The organism is Neptunomonas sp., assembly GCF_041601355.1.
In the GTDB taxonomy this organism is placed as follows: Bacteria; Pseudomonadota; Gammaproteobacteria; order Pseudomonadales; family Balneatricaceae; genus Neptunomonas.
This window is the reverse complement of sequence record NZ_JBFIIH010000013.1, coordinates 16649-32777: the sequence shown is the minus strand read 5'-3', so window position 1 is coordinate 32777 and position 16129 is coordinate 16649. Positions and strand designations below refer to the sequence as shown.

General features: G+C 50.8%; 11 protein-coding genes. 2 read left to right on the top strand and 9 right to left on the bottom strand.

What is annotated here, in order from left to right:
• Positions 1 to 375: 375 nt before the first annotated feature.
• Both ABY436_RS03780 and ABY436_RS03775 read left to right on the top strand, forming a co-directional pair.
• The gene (locus tag ABY436_RS03780) at positions 376 to 1074 is read left to right on the top strand and encodes a VWA domain-containing protein (protein WP_372737696.1); all 699 of its coding nucleotides are present in this window, start codon (positions 376 to 378) and stop codon (positions 1072 to 1074) included.
• Between the two features lie 56 nt (positions 1075 to 1130).
• Positions 1131 to 1892: a DnaJ domain-containing protein gene (locus ABY436_RS03775; RefSeq protein ID WP_372737695.1), complete on the top strand. Its 762-nt coding sequence runs from the start codon at positions 1131 to 1133 to the stop codon at positions 1890 to 1892.
• Positions 1893 to 2288: 396 nt separating this feature from the next.
• Here the strand turns inward: ABY436_RS03775 and ABY436_RS03770 are convergent, their stop codons facing one another.
• From ABY436_RS03770 to ABY436_RS03730, 9 genes are all read right to left on the bottom strand, one after another.
• Positions 2289 to 4019 carry a YdiU family protein gene (locus ABY436_RS03770; protein ID WP_372737694.1) on the bottom strand — a complete coding sequence of 577 codons (1731 nt, stop codon included), beginning with the start codon at positions 4017 to 4019 and terminating at the stop codon, positions 2289 to 2291.
• 343 nt (positions 4020 to 4362) lie between these two features.
• Positions 4363 to 6180 (bottom strand): protein kinase, encoded by a 1818-nt coding sequence (locus ABY436_RS03765; RefSeq protein ID WP_372737693.1) that lies wholly within the window; start codon positions 6178 to 6180, stop codon positions 4363 to 4365.
• An 87-nt stretch (positions 6181 to 6267) separates the two neighbouring features.
• The gene (locus tag ABY436_RS03760) at positions 6268 to 7890 is read right to left on the bottom strand and encodes a dihydrolipoyllysine-residue acetyltransferase (protein ID WP_372737692.1); all 1623 of its coding nucleotides are present in this window, start codon (positions 7888 to 7890) and stop codon (positions 6268 to 6270) included.
• A gap of 13 nt (positions 7891 to 7903) precedes the next feature.
• Entirely contained in the window at positions 7904 to 8881 is a 978-nt protein-coding gene (locus ABY436_RS03755; RefSeq protein WP_372737691.1) for an alpha-ketoacid dehydrogenase subunit beta, read from the bottom strand.
• On the bottom strand, positions 8874 to 10076 hold the full coding sequence (locus tag ABY436_RS03750) for a thiamine pyrophosphate-dependent dehydrogenase E1 component subunit alpha (RefSeq protein ID WP_372737690.1): 1203 nt from the start codon (positions 10074 to 10076) through the stop codon (positions 8874 to 8876). The genes ABY436_RS03755 and ABY436_RS03750 overlap by 8 nt, the downstream gene beginning before the upstream one ends.
• Positions 10077 to 11398: 1322 nt before the next feature.
• A complete protein-coding gene (locus ABY436_RS03745) occupies positions 11399 to 13021 on the bottom strand; it encodes a BCCT family transporter (protein ID WP_372737689.1) in 1623 nt (540 codons plus the stop codon).
• Between the two features lie 335 nt (positions 13022 to 13356).
• A complete protein-coding gene (locus tag ABY436_RS03740; RefSeq protein WP_372737688.1) occupies positions 13357 to 14820 on the bottom strand; it encodes an NAD-dependent succinate-semialdehyde dehydrogenase in 1464 nt (487 codons plus the stop codon).
• Positions 14821 to 15039: 219 nt separating this feature from the next.
• Positions 15040 to 15420: a carboxymuconolactone decarboxylase family protein gene (locus tag ABY436_RS03735; RefSeq protein ID WP_372737687.1), complete on the bottom strand. Its 381-nt coding sequence runs from the start codon at positions 15418 to 15420 to the stop codon at positions 15040 to 15042.
• 13 nt (positions 15421 to 15433) lie between these two features.
• Positions 15434 to 16081 (bottom strand): GntR family transcriptional regulator, encoded by a 648-nt coding sequence (locus ABY436_RS03730; protein ID WP_372737686.1) that lies wholly within the window; start codon positions 16079 to 16081, stop codon positions 15434 to 15436.
• Positions 16082 to 16129: the final 48 nt, after the last annotated feature.

The following is a 16129-nucleotide window of genomic DNA, read 5'->3' as shown; positions in this document are numbered from 1 at the left end:
TAGCCGATGGAATCGGTGCTAACCATGTGCTGCAGCAGACATAAGATTCGCTCTGTGATTCCTGGCCTTTAGTGAGGAGCGCGTAGTAGTGTCTGAGGCACCGTGACTTCAGCTTTTCAGCCCGCTGTGCTTACTATAAACAAGATCCGCCGTGCTGCACGGGGAGCTACGAGATTACCTTGAGCAAGGGTATCCGGAATTAAGCATGGTAACTATTGTTGAAGTGTCCGCCTGATCTTTCAAAAAGTGCCCCATACATTGCGGTTCTCTCTGTACCTAGGTTCCTGTCCGTGAAGATAGAGACTCTTTTTTGTTAGCTTACTTTTTTTGTTACTCTATTTTTGACTTTATTTTTAACAAAAACTGGAATACGACATGACTTCAAAGCTCCCTGATAAAAAGTCTAGCGCCCAAGATATTCAAGCATTCATTGGCAAAGTCAAAAATGCTCCGCCGGTCACTAGTGTAGACAAAGGCAGATTAATATTTGCAATGGATGCCACAGCGAGTCGTGAGCACTGTTGGGATATGGCTAGTCAACAGCATGCGGCCATGTTTGCCGAAGCAGATAAGGTGAGTGCGCTTAATGTGCAGCTTTGTTATTACCGGGGTTTTGGAGAGTTCAAAGCGCTTCCCTGGGCAAGCGGCGCAGATGAAATCAAAAAATCCTTACTTTCGGTACGCTGCCTGGCCGGAAAAACCCAGATTGCAAAAGTGTTATCGCATGCATTGAGTGAAACTCGCGCAAGCAAAGTAAACGCACTGGTATTTGTCGGTGATTGTGTTGAAGAAAACCCGGATGCACTCGGCGCCTTGGCAGGTCAGTTGGGAATACTAAATCTACCTTTATTTGTTTTTCAGGAAGGAAACAATCCAGAGGTAGGAAGTATCTTCTCACAGCTGGCGACATTGAGCGGAGGCGCACATTGCCAGTTTGATCAAGGCAGTGCCAGACAGTTAGGTCAGTTGTTAGCCGCGGTTGCGGTATATGCAACGGGCGGCAAATCTGCTTTGAAAAGTAATTTGTTGAGTAAGGATGCGAGCGTGCGACGGTTATTACAGCAATTAAAGTAGTCGTGATTAGAAAGCTGTAAACAATTCAACTGATACCTCAAACAAGTGAATACTTTATGTCCAGACTTGCCGTTTTAGTAGCGGTTATCATCATCGGCTATATCACAGTACGATATATTCGAGCCCTGAAACCGGAACAAAGAAAGAAAGCCAGTGCGAAAGCCGGTGCGGTCGCGCTGATTACGCTACTGCTCTTGCTAACGATCACGGGAAAGCTTCATGTTTTGGCAGCGCTGGGAGCAGGTTTAATGATATTTGCCAAACGCTTGTTTCCATTGCTACGTTATTTTCCGTTTTTAAAAGGGCTTTACCAGAAGGCCAAAACTACGCAGAGCTCGGGCTCATCGCAGCGTTCTACGGTTGAAACCAGCTTACTAAAAATGACCCTTGATCACGAAAGTGGCAATTTGGATGGTGAATTACTGGCGACTGATAACAAGGGAAAATATCTGTCTGAATTAAGTCTGTCAGAATTAATCTCTCTCTATGGCCTGGCAGAAAAGCAATATCCGGATTCGATCCAAGTCTTGGCTGCCTATCTTGATCGCGAGCATGGTTCTGACTGGCGCGAAGCTGCCAATGCCGGAAGCTATTCTGGAGAGAGTGGACAAAACTCTCGCGGAAGCGATAGCGTTGAGATGACTGCAAGTGAAGCTTATGCTGTGCTGGGCCTTAATCAAAATGCAACGAAAGAAGAAGTCATTGCAGCGCACCGCAAATTAATGCAAAAACTCCATCCAGATCGAGGTGGCAGCAATTACCTGGCAGCAAAAGTAAATCAGGCGAAGGCTTTGCTCCTGAGCCGCAATGGCAAGTAACCGCAGGACGCTCATGTTTTTATATTCCTTATTGCCTATTTGGGGCGACCGCAGCATTCGGAAATTATTACACGCAAAGCTTTGAACCTCAGTGGGTGCAGCCGCCAGCCTTCACCTTTACATCACTGATATCGATACACTTTGGCAACAGGCGCTAGATTCTGGTGCATCCTCTGTTATAGGCGTCCAAGATTGAAAATTTGTCTGAAGATGAGCTGGCCACCCGCGCAAAGGAAGACTTTGCCGGCTGATAGAGATGTTTTATTCTGCATAAAAGCACAGCTCCAGGATGAGCTGTGCCATCGAACACTTAAAAATCTCTGCGTCTGATCCATTGATTTAAAGCAGCGGGCAGTCCGCCAACGAGTGTCGCTGCTGCCTATCAGTTGCGAAAATTCACGACGAGCAGCTGTAATACGACAAGCCACCAACCTCGCTGAACTCAGGCGGCTGCAGCCTATAGTATTTCTCCTCCACCTCTTTCGATTGCTCAGCGTATGGTTGCGTCATGACGTCCTGCAGCTCCCGAACCAGAGAGTAGTCCCCCGCCGCCGCTTGCTGATACGCAGGCACAACGCACCACTCTCGCCAACGGTATTTTGGATTGACGAGTTTCATCTGCCGAGAGAGCTCCTCGCGGGAGCGACGCCCGGCAGCATTAGCGCTGATAAGTGATCTCCATTGTGTCAGCCACGCTGACCAGCGTTTGTCCATCCCTTCGGAGTCTGCTGCATACGACGATTGCTTGTAGAAGCTTTTCTGGAGTGGGCCAATGTCATCCGGTACTCCCGAAAGTTCGCGAAAGAAGATGGTGTAATCAACGGGCGCTTGCAGCAAGAGTGTTCCGAGTTCACTGAACAATCCCGCGTCAAAAGTGTCTAGTCCGAGTTTGGCAGCCCACATCTCTTCCATTTTCGTTTGCATCACTTCGGCAAAGCCGCTTCGAATCTCGTCGAGCTGTTGCAGAGAGTCCTGATGCGACGCCAGCAACGGCCGCAATGCCGCCCAAAACATGTGAAAGTTACGTTCCGCTGCCACAGGTTGGTTGAGGAACGAGAAGTGCTGTCCGCCACCCGTCCATGGTTGATATTGCGGGTCGAACACATCGCAAAAGCCGAACGGACCGTAGTCGAGCGTGAAACCTCCGGCCGCGCAATTATCGCTGTTAAAATTGCCCTGGCAGTAGCCGACGCGGATCCAGTTTGCCACAAGCGACGTAAGGCGGCTGCGGAACTCACGTGCCAGCAACACCACTTTTTCGGCGGTGGTGAGTGTCGTGTCGATGACATCAGCGTACTCACGATCGATCAAGTGCAACACAAGCATCTCGAGTTCTTGCATCGCTTCGGGATGTTCCTGCTTACGGGCACGGCGAGCGAAAAGTTCGAGTTGACCAACCCGAATGAACGACGGTGCGACGCGCGTCGAGATGGCGACGGCCTCAGATATCATTATGTCGGGATCCTGCAAGCGCGAGCCCTCTGAGTACCACGGCCGCTTGACCCTCTCCGTTTTAGAAACGTACAAACTCAGCGACCGTGAGGTTGGCACGCCGAGCGCGTGCATATGCTCCTGTGCCAGAAACTCCCGGACACTTGAGCGCAGGACAGCGCGACCATCCGCGCCGCGACAGTATGGCGTCCGGCCGCCACCTTTGAGCTGCATTTCCCAGCGTCGCCCCTTGATGACGGCTTCAAGTATCGAAACGGCACGACCGTCGCCGTATCCGTTGCCGGTACGGAACGGGCACTGCTGGTAGTATTCGGTGCCGAAGATGGAAAGTGCGTAGCCAGTCGCCCAACCGACCTTACGCATCGGCGCAGGCACCTGCGAGAGATCGCCAGAGAACATCCGGACGAACTCCTCCGACTGCGCAAGGCTGTCGGCAAAACCCAGTTCGCGAAAAAAATCTTTACTGTGCGCGACGTACTCGGGGTCTTGAATTGGCGTGGGATGGACGGGTACATAGTGGCCCGAGAAGACCTGACGCGGCGCGTGGTCGGCTCCGTTAGCTTTCGCGTCAGGATCGGCGTTGAGCGTATCCATAAGCGAGTAGTTTGCCAACGTGGCGAGATCGTCGAGCGTCGCCACGGTTGGCGAGACTTCCTCAGACAGTCGATTAATCATAGGGGCTCCTTATGACACGGGTAGTACGGCTGCGTCCCCGCTATTGCAACATAATTACATTCTGCTGATAAAGGGGACAGATTTATTTATTCAAAAAAACACATCTGCACTCGTCTGTTTTGAGTGGTTCACCTTTAAGAGGTTCATTTAACGTGATTTCGTATTTTATTGACAGGCGATTGTCATGGATAGTGTGGGGTTCTATTTGGGTATAGGCAAAATGAACTGAGCGTGGCGCAGTTTAAATCGTTTGTACCGTTGGACTTCAAACCCCGTATTAGGCAGAAACTGGAGAATACTGCTGGCCACGAGCTTTGCGTAGGATATTTTCCGTTTCCCCTGTCTACCCCTGCTTGGGGTTACGCGGGTAGTACCGTTCGGGCTGCCGGTCGATATGGCTAAAGAAACGGGTGTCCTTATAAGGCATCTTCATAAACCCAGCTACCCCCAACCCCCGTATCTGCGGTATCGCCGACATGATCTGCTGCAAACAGGTTGAAAACTCAGCCTCCTGCTCCGGGTTGAGCAGTTTGAACTGGCTGTGGATCTTAAGATGCAGCTCCATGCTTTCGAAGATGATCAAGCCCGTGTGGTGAAGCCGGTTCAGCTGCTTGATGGCAGCAATAATCGTGGCCGGTAACTCCAGGTTCTCTTCCGGATCACGGCCATCCTCGAAATAGGAGTGCAGCCGGCTCTTTTCCTCCAGATCCGGTACCGCCGCCACCTCGTAGGGGATCCGCTGCCCGGGCGCTGGGATAAACTCCTGCTCGCTGTTTTCGCGCTCCACATGCAAAGTGCAGCGGGCGTCGAACAGGCAACTCTTGAATATCCCCTTACGGTAGACAGCGCGCGCCAGGTTAACCAGATTATTGACGGTCGCCACAAAGGCTTCCTGCTGCTCAGGGTTGTACAGATTAAGACTGGAATCGATATATACCCCTTCGGCTTCCCAGCGCACCGCCAGGCCGCCGACCACGGGGAACTTACCCAACCGGCTTACCGCCGCCAGAAAGGCCTTTTCGGTATCCCCCATCCCATGAAGGAAGTTCTTGTAGTAGCGATCGAACTGGACATCATCGATATCCATAGTCTGGTTATCTACGCCCCCCTCCTTCAAGAACGCTTTACGTGAGCTGTACACCACCGAGTCCATGACCCTTGTCTGCGGCTGCACCCAGACAGGCACTAGCGGCTGCAACGGGACCTTAGGCAGCTCGATCAGCATCAATCGACTGATCGATGGCATATTCCGCAACCAATAATCACCCGCTTGATTTCGTACCCCTGGATCTGTATCGAGAAGCCGGTCCATGATCCGTGCCAACTCCTGCGGCAGCCCCAGCGAAGTGGCGGGTATGGCATGGTGGCCGAAGCGGCTCGACTGTCCCGAAGCCAGCGCATAGAGGGTTCCTGCCGCCCCCTGCTCGTCAAACCGGGGGGTAGAAAGGCCACCATTGAGCTGTTCATCGCCGATAAAGTAGACGTCACCGAGACGGGCGTTGCTGTGCTGCAGGTCGTCCGACATCAACTCCATTACATTGACACTAACGTGCTGATAATTTTCATCGAGCTGGGCGAACACCGATGAGCCCCAATCAATCAGGCCGATCTGTTCGGTGAGCGGGTCGAAGACGATATTCGAAGGTTTGATATCTCCGTGTACCAGTGGCCGCTGGGATCGTACCGAGGCACCGCGCAGGGCGCGCAGGATATCGGCCAGCTGCGCAGCGATATGCACCAGCAACCGTGGCGAAAGAGGGCCGCGCTGCAGCACAAACTTTTCCAGATCCAGCCCCGGCACCCGCTCCATCACCATGATCGCCTGACGACCAATGCGCTGAAACTCGATCAGCTTGGGCACCAGGGGATGATCCACCTGAGACAGTAGGAAAGCCTCGTCCTCCAACCGGTCCTGCACATGTTGCGGCAGAGTGATGCGAGAAAACTTAAACACCAACTGCCGTCCCTCGCGGTCGACTCCGCCAAACACAAAGCCGAAGGCGCCCTTGCCGATCATCTCGGTATCGCGATAGCCCAGCTGTTCCAGCTGTTCCTGACAGAGCCGGAACCAGCCCTTGAGCTTGCGCGCATCATTATGACTGAGCAGGTAGATCGACTGCTCTTCGGGGATGTAAAACTTCTGGAGATTCGGTTTATTCATAGCGACTATGTACTCCAATAAACGCAAGGAGAGCAAACTCCCCTTTTCACTAACCCACTACACACCCCATTAGGCGAGGCCAGGCCGCTATGACAGATCGAGCAACATTAAGGAAGGATCTTCAAGATACGACTGCCACAGCAGGCTGAAGCGTGCGATGGTACCGCCGTCGATAATCCGGTGATCGCCGGACCAGCTGATATTCATCAGCGAGCGCGCCACCACATCGCCGCTGGCATTAAATCGTGGCAGGGTCTGGGTCTTACCCAAGGCCACGATCGCCACTTCCGGCGGGTTGACCACCGGCGAGGCGTAGGTCCCGCCCAGCGCTCCGATGTTGGAGATACTGATGGTACCCCCCTGTAGATCCGCCGGAGATACCCGTCCCGCACGTGCCGCCTCGGCCAGACGGGTGACTTCCTGAGCGATCTGGAGAATACTCAGCGTCTCTACCTTCTTGATATTGGGTACCATCAGGCCCAGCTTGGAATCCACCGCCATGCCGATATTGCAGTGTGGCTGGTAGTGGATCTCGGTACAGTCGGCGTTAACCTGGCTGTTGAGGATCGGAAACTTCTGAATCGCCAGCGCCATCGCCTTCATGATAAAGGGCATCAACGTCAGCCGAATCCCCTGTTGCTCCGCCTTGATCTTCAGCTGAGTCCGCAGCGCCAGCAACGCCGTGACATCGACTTCATCACCGTAGGTAAAGTGAGGAATAGTCGAAGATGACAGGGTCATCTGTCGCGCCATTGCCGCTTTTATGCCACGAATCTTTTCGACCCTGATCTCTGCAGACGCCGCTGTCGCAGGAGCAACTGTAGCAAGCGTTGCTGTCGTAGCGTCAACTGAGCCCGCGGCTTGTTCAGCACTTTGCTGAAAACGCAGAATATCCTCTTTGAAAATCCGGCCATTCTTTCCGCTGCCGGGAACCTGACGGATATCTATATCGAACTCACGGGCAATACGCCGTACCGCAGGGCTCGCCAGTGCCTTCCCCTTAACACTGTCTGCAGCAGAGTTGATAGACGCAGCAACGGCTGCCGCTGGTGCCGCTGGTGCCGCTGGTGTAACACTAGGTGTGGAAACCGAGGTGACCGGTGCGGTCGCAACTGCAGCATCATCGGGCAGCAACGCGAATAGCGGCCCGTGTACCTTCGCCACCTCGCCTTGGGCAAAATAGAGTTTGGTCACCACACCGGCTCGGGGTGCAGGGATCTGCACCAGTGCCTTGTCGGTCATCACATCAACCACCGGCTGATCCTCCTCAAGCCGATCGCCTACGGCCACCATCCACTCGACCACCTCACACTCGATGATCCCCTCGCCGATATCCGGCAAGATAAAATCAATGGTGGCGGCTGCTGTGCTTGCCTGCGTAGCGGCAGCAGCTGTCTGAGACTGAACCGCGGCAACAGCGGCTGGATCCATAGCCGGACTGACAGGGACACTCGCAACAGAATCGCCCTCCTCATCCAGATCCACCGCAAACAGCGGCGAATGTACCTTGGCGGTGTCGCCCTGTTTGTAGTATAGCTTGGTGACCAGACCCGCGTGCGGCGCCGGAATCTGCACCAGCGCCTTATCGGTCATTACATCAGCAACAGGCTGATCCTCTTCGATCCGATCACCTTCTTTGATTAGCCACTCGACCAGCTCGCACTCAACTATCCCTTCGCCGATATCCGGCAGAATAAAATCCTTAATCATCGTCCCGTCCCCCCTAAAAATTAACGCTGCTTTTAATCGCCTCAAAGATCTTCCACTGGTCCGGGATATACTCCTTTTCCAGCGCCAGCGGATAGGGCACATCGAGCCCTGCCACGCGCGCGATCGGCGATTCGAGGTGGAGGAAACACTGCTCCTGAATGGTCGTTGCGATCTCGCCGGCAAAGCCTCCGGTGACGGGTGCTTCATGGCTGATCAGCAAGCGGCCGGTTTTCTTTACTGACGCAGCCACGGTTTCAACGTCCCAGGGCAAAATGGTACGCAGGTCGATCAGTTCGCAGGAGATGCCCTCCTTATCTGCCAACTCAGCGGCCAGCTCCAGATATTCCATCTGCGCGCCCCAAGCCAGCAGGGTAATATCGCTGCCTTCACGCACCACCTCGGCCTTGCCCAACGGCAGTTCATAATCCTCCTCCGGCACCTCGCCCACCGAAGCACGATAGATCCGTTTGGGCTCAAAGAAGATCACCGGATTGGCATCACGAATCGACGCCAGCAACAGTCCTTTGGCCTGGTGCGGGTTACGCGGCACCACCACCTTCAGACCCGGAGTGTGAGCAAAATAAGCTTCGGGCGACTGGGAGTGATAATGCCCCCCGGCTATACCGCCGCCGTAAGGGGTCCGAATAGTCAGTCCACCGACGTTAAATAAATTACCGGAACGGTAGCGAAACTTGGCCGCTTCGTTCACGATCTGATCAAATGCGGGAAAGATATAATCGGCGAACTGGATCTCGGCGACAGCCACCGATCCCTGAGACGCAAGACCGTTGGCAAAACCGATAATGCCCTGCTCGACCAGCGGAGTGTTAAAGCAGCGCGCGCGGCCATATTTTTCCTGCAGATGACTGGTGGCACGGAACACACCGCCAAACACACCCACGTCTTCACCAAAACAGACCACCCGCTCATTGGCGGCCATGGCGATATCCAGAGCGTTGTTGACCGCCTGCAACAGATTCATTTTAGCCACGTTTCACCCCCTCAGGATCATCAAGTTGAACAGCAGATTTGGGGTAGACCTCAGGGTAAAGCCGGATATGCGCTTTAAGGTCCCGCAGCTGCTGCTGCAGATGGGGCGGCGGTGTATCGTAGACATCGGTAATCATCTCGTCGATATGCGGCCGGGCCACCTTCTCGGCTTTCTTCATCGCCGCCATGACGGCCTGACGATCGGCTTCAAACAGCGCTTTATCTTCTTCTTCGCTCCACCAGCCTTGCTGCAGCATCCAGTTTTTCATCCGCAACAACGGATCCAGGTCGCGCCACTTGGCCTCTTCCGCATTGCTGCGATAACCCGAGGGATCGTCCGAAGAGGAGTGTGCCGCCAAGCGGTAGCTCATCGACTCGATCAATACCGGTTCATTCTGTTCGACCGCGATCTTACGTGCCTGGCGGGTCGCTTCGAGCACCGCCAGAATATCGTTGCCGTCGACCCGGATGGTATGCATGCCGTAGCCGATCCCGCGCGGGGCGATACCGTCACCAGCAAACTGCTCGCTGGCAGGTGTAGAGATCGCATAACCGTTGTTGCGGCACAGGAAAATTGCAGGGACTTTAAGCACCGCAGCCATATTCAGAGCTGCGTGAAAATCGCCTTCCGAGGCAGCGCCTTCACCAAACACCGCCACGGTGCAGTGGCCTTCACCCGCCAGCTTCTGGCCATAGGCATAACCGGTCGCCTGCGGCAGCTGAGTCGCCAGCGTCGAGGAGATAGTCATAAAATGGAGTTTTTCAGAACCGTAGTGGATCGGCATCTGCCGACCCTTGCCGTAATCCAGCGCATTGCTGAACAGCTGGTTCATGAACTCATCCAGGGTAAAACCGCGATACACCAGCGCGCCCTGCTCGCGGTACTGAGTCATAATCATGTCCTGATCATCAAGTGCGGCGGCAAAACCAACCGTGGTCGCTTCTTCGCCGGTCGATTGCATATAGAAGCTCAGGCGACCCTGGCGTTGCGAGGCAAGGCCTCGCTCATCGAGCATGCGGGTTCGCACCATGCTGGAATAAATACGTAGCGCCAATGGCTGATCGACCTCGGGTGCCTGGGCATTTTTGTAAAGGGTGCCATCCTGTTTCAACACTTTGTAGGTGGGGATCTTAAGGGCGTCGCTATGGATAAGCCGGGGCTTATAGATAGCGCTGTCTTTGATGTCCGTATTCATAACATACTCTTATTTTTATTAATGGATAAACGTAGAGTCTGTCCCGTAGGAAATGCTCCGAATCCGCTTAACCCCTAATGATTATTAGGCGTGAAGCTCTTGGCACATGCAGACATTAGTAGTGTACTGAGGCTACCAGAAAACTACTGCGCTCGGTAACTTTTCCGACAGACTCGTTAGTTCAATCAACGTCGGCATTTTTAATCACCGACTTACCGATTGGATTTCGCCTGAGGCTGAGCGCAATGACGCTAATATTAGCATCCCCAGTAGAGGCTGAAAAATCAGCCTTTTGATCCTACTCGACCAGTAATTATCAATCGAAATCGAAGCGTCTTTCGTTGCACATCCGCTTAGCCTTTTACCGGAATTACGGGGACAGAATTACGGGGACAGTTTACTTAACTGGCCTGCCTTTAGCAGAATTACGGGGACAGTTTACTTAACTGGCCTGCCTTTAGGCCCAGACTGCCCTCCAGGTAAAATATGCTACGCCTGTCGCTCAAGCTTACCCAAAAAATCATTTTTACCGCCAGGCTGGCTTTGTGTTCGGGAGTCGCCACCAGATGTACGTGATTTAGCATGAGCCTACATCTATGTAAGCCTGCTCTTTGCATTGCACAACAGAGAAATATAAGCCTGCGAATCACCCTCTATGAAAAAGGTTTCCTGGCGACAGTTTGCGTATTGGGTATACGGTGTGCGTAGTTTGGAATCCACTCAATAGCCATCCTAGCCATTTTCTGGCTTCTTTTGTTTAGCACATCCTTGTCGAATATAGTTTATTGCACCAGCGCCGATGAAATAAGTAAACTGTCCCCGGAATCCAACGATGAAATAAGTAAACTGTCCCCGGAATCCAAAACACGATATATGGAGGTTCGGCGAGGGTTGAGCAGGCGTCTTATAGACGTTCCACCGAATATGCTCCCGTTTTAATCGGTGGAAAATGCTTCCAGCAACCGCATTATTCTGGCAGTTCCCTCCACGGATGAAGCATCTTATGACACCTCTAAACAATTAACGAACGCCTCCATTGCAGAGTTCATCCGGTAATCCTTCCTTTTTCAGGGGGTTATACGGGGACACTGTCACAGTCTGTCTCCACCGTAACTCTTAGGAGGTAACGAGGAAAGCTATCAGGCCAAGAGGAATAGAACGGGGGCACTGACGCACAATAGAACTATTGGGCTTCAAACTTCACTTACTAATCAGATACAAAAAAGCGGTCATAGTGACCGCTAAACATGACCAAAACCGGATGGCTTTGTGGAAGTGAACTGCTTCATAGGGTTAGTGAAGCAGTTCAGACTGCCATTAGGTCAGGATGAAATTTTTACTTCTGCAGGCACTAAGACTTCATCGTTTTCTGTTTCAGGCTGCGGTGGTGTGAGGTTATATACCACACCGTTAGCTTCATCATTGAATCCTTTCACCAATGATGCACACATAAACAGAAGTATTACCGAGAAAGGTAGTGCTGCGGCAACAGATGCTGTCTGCAGGGCTTTAAGGCCACCGGCCAACAGTAATGCTGCTGAAACTGCACCTAAACCAAGACCCCAGATAACACGGAAGCGTTGCGGTGGGTTTTTGTTACCCATGGATAGAATCGTACAAATAACTAACGTACCTGAATCTGCTGAAGTCACAAACCAGGTGATTATCATGAAGGTTGCCAACGCGGCCATCGGCCAGGTTAGTGCTTCCACACCAATGGATTCAATGGTTTTGTATAGCGCAAGAGTCATATCGTTATTAACGGCATCTACAATACCGCCAGCACCGTATAGCTCAATATGCAGTGCAGTACCCCCGAAGATTACAATCCATAGGAAACCGCCCAATGGTGGGATAGTCAGGGCTGTTAGCAAGAACTGACGTATAGTACGGCCACGAGAGATACGCGCAATAAACATACCTACCAGGGGTCCCCAAGACAACCACCATCCCCAGTAAAACATAGTCCACCACCCCTGCCATTGACCTTCTGGATTCGGGTCTGTCCAAAGCCCCATAGGTATCAGGTTCCACATGTAATCACCAACGCTGGTCGTAAACAGACCCAGTAGGAATACCGTTGGACCGGCGAACAGGAAGAACAAAATCAGAATCGCACTGATGCGAATATTCCAGATACTGAGGAACTTTATGCCTTTCTCAACGCCGGATACTGCAGACATGGTGCCGATAACAGAAATGATAGCGATGAGAATCACTTGGGTAGTTGTTGATATCTCGACATCGAACAGGTAGTTCAGCCCAGCATTCATTTGAGACACACCCAACCCCAGCGTTGTTGCAGTGCCAAACAAGGTACTGAAAATTGCCAGAAGGTCTACTGCATGTCCTATAGGTCCATAAATACGATCACCTAGTATAGGGTAGAGGGCAGAGCGAACAGTCAGTGGTAAGCCTCGGCGATAAGCAAAGTAGGCTAACGTTAGACCAACAATAATATAGATGGCCCAGCCATGCAGACCCCAATGGAATAGCGTGATTCGCATGGCCATCTGAGCCGCTTCAGCGGTACCTGCGGTAATGCCTGCCATGTCCATAAACGGGTTGCCCTGAAAATGAAACACAGGCTCCGCTATACTCCAAAATAGAATTCCAGTTCCTATAGCGCAGCTGAATAGCATGGAAAACCAAGTGACGAAGCCGAACTCTGGCTTTTCATGATCCGCACCTAGACGTAAGCTGCCGAAGCGGCTGAAAGCCACCCAGATAGAGAAGAACAACACCAGAGTGACTACAGTAATGTAGTACCAGCTCAAGGTTGTTTGAATCCAACCTTTGACATCGTTATAGATTCCATTCGCGAAATCTACATTCAGAATGGTGAACAGCACAAAGGCCAGTACCATCGCTTTGGAAGCAATTCCCATAAAGGGGTTTGCCCCGTGGAATAACCCCTTATCGGCTATCATCTTTTTGGGCTGCATAGAGCATGCTCCCTTCTTATTTTCTGTTGGTTGGTGTTTGTAAGTCTTCTCTGTTTAGAGGGAAAAGACCAACAAGTAAGCGCAGAGCAAAACTGCTTGTATTACGGTATACCATATTACAATAGAATTTCAAACTATTAACGCCATAATCTTGTTGGTGCGGATTGCCTGAATATCAAAAACTTTATTAAGTTGACAGGCTCATTGATAAGCTGCTGTTATACTGTCCAGGAAGGTAAGTGTTGACGCACAATGGGAAAGTAAAGAGAGACTACAAAAGTACTTGCGCCCCTCTGTTCTATTTTAGTTGTCTCCTTGGGATGCATCCAGTGATGCTAGATATCACCCATACAAATATATTTAATCTCTAAATAGTCATCCATGCCATATTTGGAGCCTTCTCGGCCTTGGCCTGATTCTTTGACGCCGCCGAAAGGGATGATTTCAGAACTGATGGCGACTTCGTTAACGCCTACCATACCGTAGTCAATGGCTTCAGAAACACGCCAGATACGTGATACATCCTTAGTAAATATATAAGAAGCCAGGCCGAATTCTGTGTCGTTGGCCATGGCGATTGCCTCGTCTTCAGTGCTGAACCTGAAGATAGGTGCCACAGGGCCAAAAATTTCTTCTTTGGCAATACGCATATCGCTGCTGAGGTTTGATAATACTGTTGGCTGATAGAAAGCATCGCCTAATATATCAATCTGCCCTCCTGTCGTTACGTTGGCACCTTTCGATAGTGCATCAACGACAAGTGAGTGAACATTTGCCGCTGCTTTCGTTGTAATTAGAGGGCCGATAGTTGTAGCGCTAGCAAAACCATTACCCAGCGTAAACTCGTTTACTTTAGCCGTGAATTTTTCAACGAAGGTATCGTAAATAGTATCTTGAACGATAATACGGTTGGCACAAATACAGGTTTGGCCTGCATTGCGGTATTTAGCCGAAATAGCACCGGCAACGGCTTTATCTAAGTCTGCATCGTCGAACACTAATACCGGTGCATTACCCCCGAGTTCCATTGATGTGCGCTTAACCGTCTGTGCACATTGCTGCATTAGCAACTTGCCTACTGGGGTCGAACCGGTAAAGGTAAACTTCTTAACAATAGGGTTTGACGTGAGTTCTGCACCAATGTCAGCTGCCGCCATGCCGGTAACGACATTAAATAAGCCTGCAGGAATACCGGCGCGACCGGCAAGTTCTGCTAATGCTAATGCAGAGAGAGGCGTTTCCGCTGCAGGCTTTACGACGATGGCACAACCTACCGATAATGCGGGCGCTGCTTTGCGAGTAATCATCGCATTGGGAAAGTTCCAAGGAGTTACTGCAGCAACAACACCGATGGGCTGTTTGATAACAATAGAACGGCGGTTTGTCGTCGTATTTGGAATTACATCACCATACACACGCTTTCCTTCTTCAGCGAACCATTCAACAAAGGATGCACCGTAGGCTACTTCACCTTTGGACTCAGCTAATACTTTACCCTGTTCTGCCGTCATAATAATGGCCAAATCATCCTGATTTTCCATTATTAAATCAAACCACTTTCTTAATAAAATAGAACGCTCTTTCGCTGTCTTTTTTTTCCAAGACTGCATTGCCTGGTCAGCAGCGTCGATAGCTCGACGCGTTTCAGCCGCACCCAGATCAGCAACTTGGGCTATTACTGCACCACTAGAGGGATCAGTTACAGCAAAAGTTTTTCCCGAGTCAGCCTGAACCCACTGACCATTAATATAAGACTGTGTTTTCAATAATGAAGTATCTTTCAAATTTGAAATTGACATATTTTTCTTCTACCCGTTAACAATTGTGAGGGATTGGCGGCCATTTTATGGGTGTAAAAGTGACCATGGGCTCAATACTACAAAGCCTTTATATAAGGCGACGAAGATCCGTGAGGCAGTATTCTGCCTCAATAAAACTTAATAAAAAAATTAACTAAATACGGCTAGACGCATGACAGGTGCTTCGATGTACGTGCCAGGGGTTCAAGCTTTTATGTATTATAAAAGCTCGAGTTCTTCCAGAACGTTTCTAGCGATTCTGAAGCACTCAACCCCTTGAGGTACGCCACAGTAAATAGCGATGGCGTGAATAGTGGCTCGAATTTCTTCGACAGAGACACCATTGGTGATGGCTCCGCGAAGATGGAGTTCCCATTCGTGCATTTTACCCAGTGCCGCAATCATCGTGAGGTTCATCAGTGAGCGAGTTTTCATATCAATGGTGTCATCACCCCAGCCAAACCCCCAACACCATTCGGTCATTGCCTCTTGGAAAGGTAAGTTAAAAGCATCTGCCTTGGCCAAATTATTAGTGACATAATCGTCACCTAAAGTGGCCTTACGTTTACTTATACCTAATTCAAACAGTGCTTTATTCATTGTATTCCTTCCGTTATATCAATTTAGATGCGATGTCCGCGGCTTCCCTAAGATGCTTCATGCAAATTGCTTCTGCGCGCACGGTGTCCTGCTGTTCGATTGCATCAATAATGTTTCTTAAATTTTCAGGGCCTTTTGTCTTACGCCCTACCGAACTTAATGTCAGTGCACGTAATCTGGAAATACGAGCGTTCAAGCGTTCAACTAAATCCCAAGCGACATGTTTACCACCGGTGGTAAAAATAAGTTTATAAAACTCAGTCGTTAGTTTTAATGCCTGCATTACGTCTTCTTTTTGAAGACAGCTCGCAATCTCATTGCACAGCAGGCGTAGCTCAGCGATAACTGCCTTATTTGCATTCAATGCACAACTGCGAACGGCTGAACACTCCAGCATTATGCGAATCTCATAAATCTCTTTAATCTCATCACTACTGATCGTCGCGACAACAAAGCCTGCATTAGGTACACCGATAATGAGGCGCTCACTTTCCAAATGCCTGATGCATTCACGTACTACTGTACGACTCACTCCCATACTTTCACATAGACTACGTTCAACTAAGCGCTCGCCAGGCTTAAATACATCACTGGTGATCGCATCGCGCAGTGATTCTAAAGCATTCGCTTTTAACGTTTTTGGTCTATCTACCTTTAGCATATTGTCCATGATCCCATTGTTTAAACTGGTAAGTGCTCACTATCTAAA

Excerpts from the sequence above, each read along its gene's own strand:
- ABY436_RS03780 (WP_372737696.1), top strand. The coding sequence starts at position 376 with ATGACTTCAAAGCTCCCTGATAAAAAGTCTAGCGCCCAAGATATTCAA.
- ABY436_RS03775 (WP_372737695.1), top strand. The coding sequence starts at position 1,131 with ATGTCCAGACTTGCCGTTTTAGTAGCGGTTATCATCATCGGCTATATC.
- ABY436_RS03770 (WP_372737694.1), bottom strand. The coding sequence starts at position 4,019 with ATGATTAATCGACTGTCTGAGGAAGTCTCGCCAACCGTGGCGACGCTC.
- ABY436_RS03765 (WP_372737693.1), bottom strand. The coding sequence starts at position 6,180 with ATGAATAAACCGAATCTCCAGAAGTTTTACATCCCCGAAGAGCAGTCG.
- ABY436_RS03760 (WP_372737692.1), bottom strand. The coding sequence starts at position 7,890 with ATGATTAAGGATTTTATTCTGCCGGATATCGGCGAAGGGATAGTTGAG.
- ABY436_RS03750 (WP_372737690.1), bottom strand. The coding sequence starts at position 10,076 with ATGAATACGGACATCAAAGACAGCGCTATCTATAAGCCCCGGCTTATC.
- ABY436_RS03745 (WP_372737689.1), bottom strand. The coding sequence starts at position 13,021 with ATGCAGCCCAAAAAGATGATAGCCGATAAGGGGTTATTCCACGGGGCA.
- ABY436_RS03740 (WP_372737688.1), bottom strand. The coding sequence starts at position 14,820 with ATGTCAATTTCAAATTTGAAAGATACTTCATTATTGAAAACACAGTCT.
- ABY436_RS03735 (WP_372737687.1), bottom strand. The coding sequence starts at position 15,420 with ATGAATAAAGCACTGTTTGAATTAGGTATAAGTAAACGTAAGGCCACT.
- ABY436_RS03730 (WP_372737686.1), bottom strand. The coding sequence starts at position 16,081 with ATGCTAAAGGTAGATAGACCAAAAACGTTAAAAGCGAATGCTTTAGAA.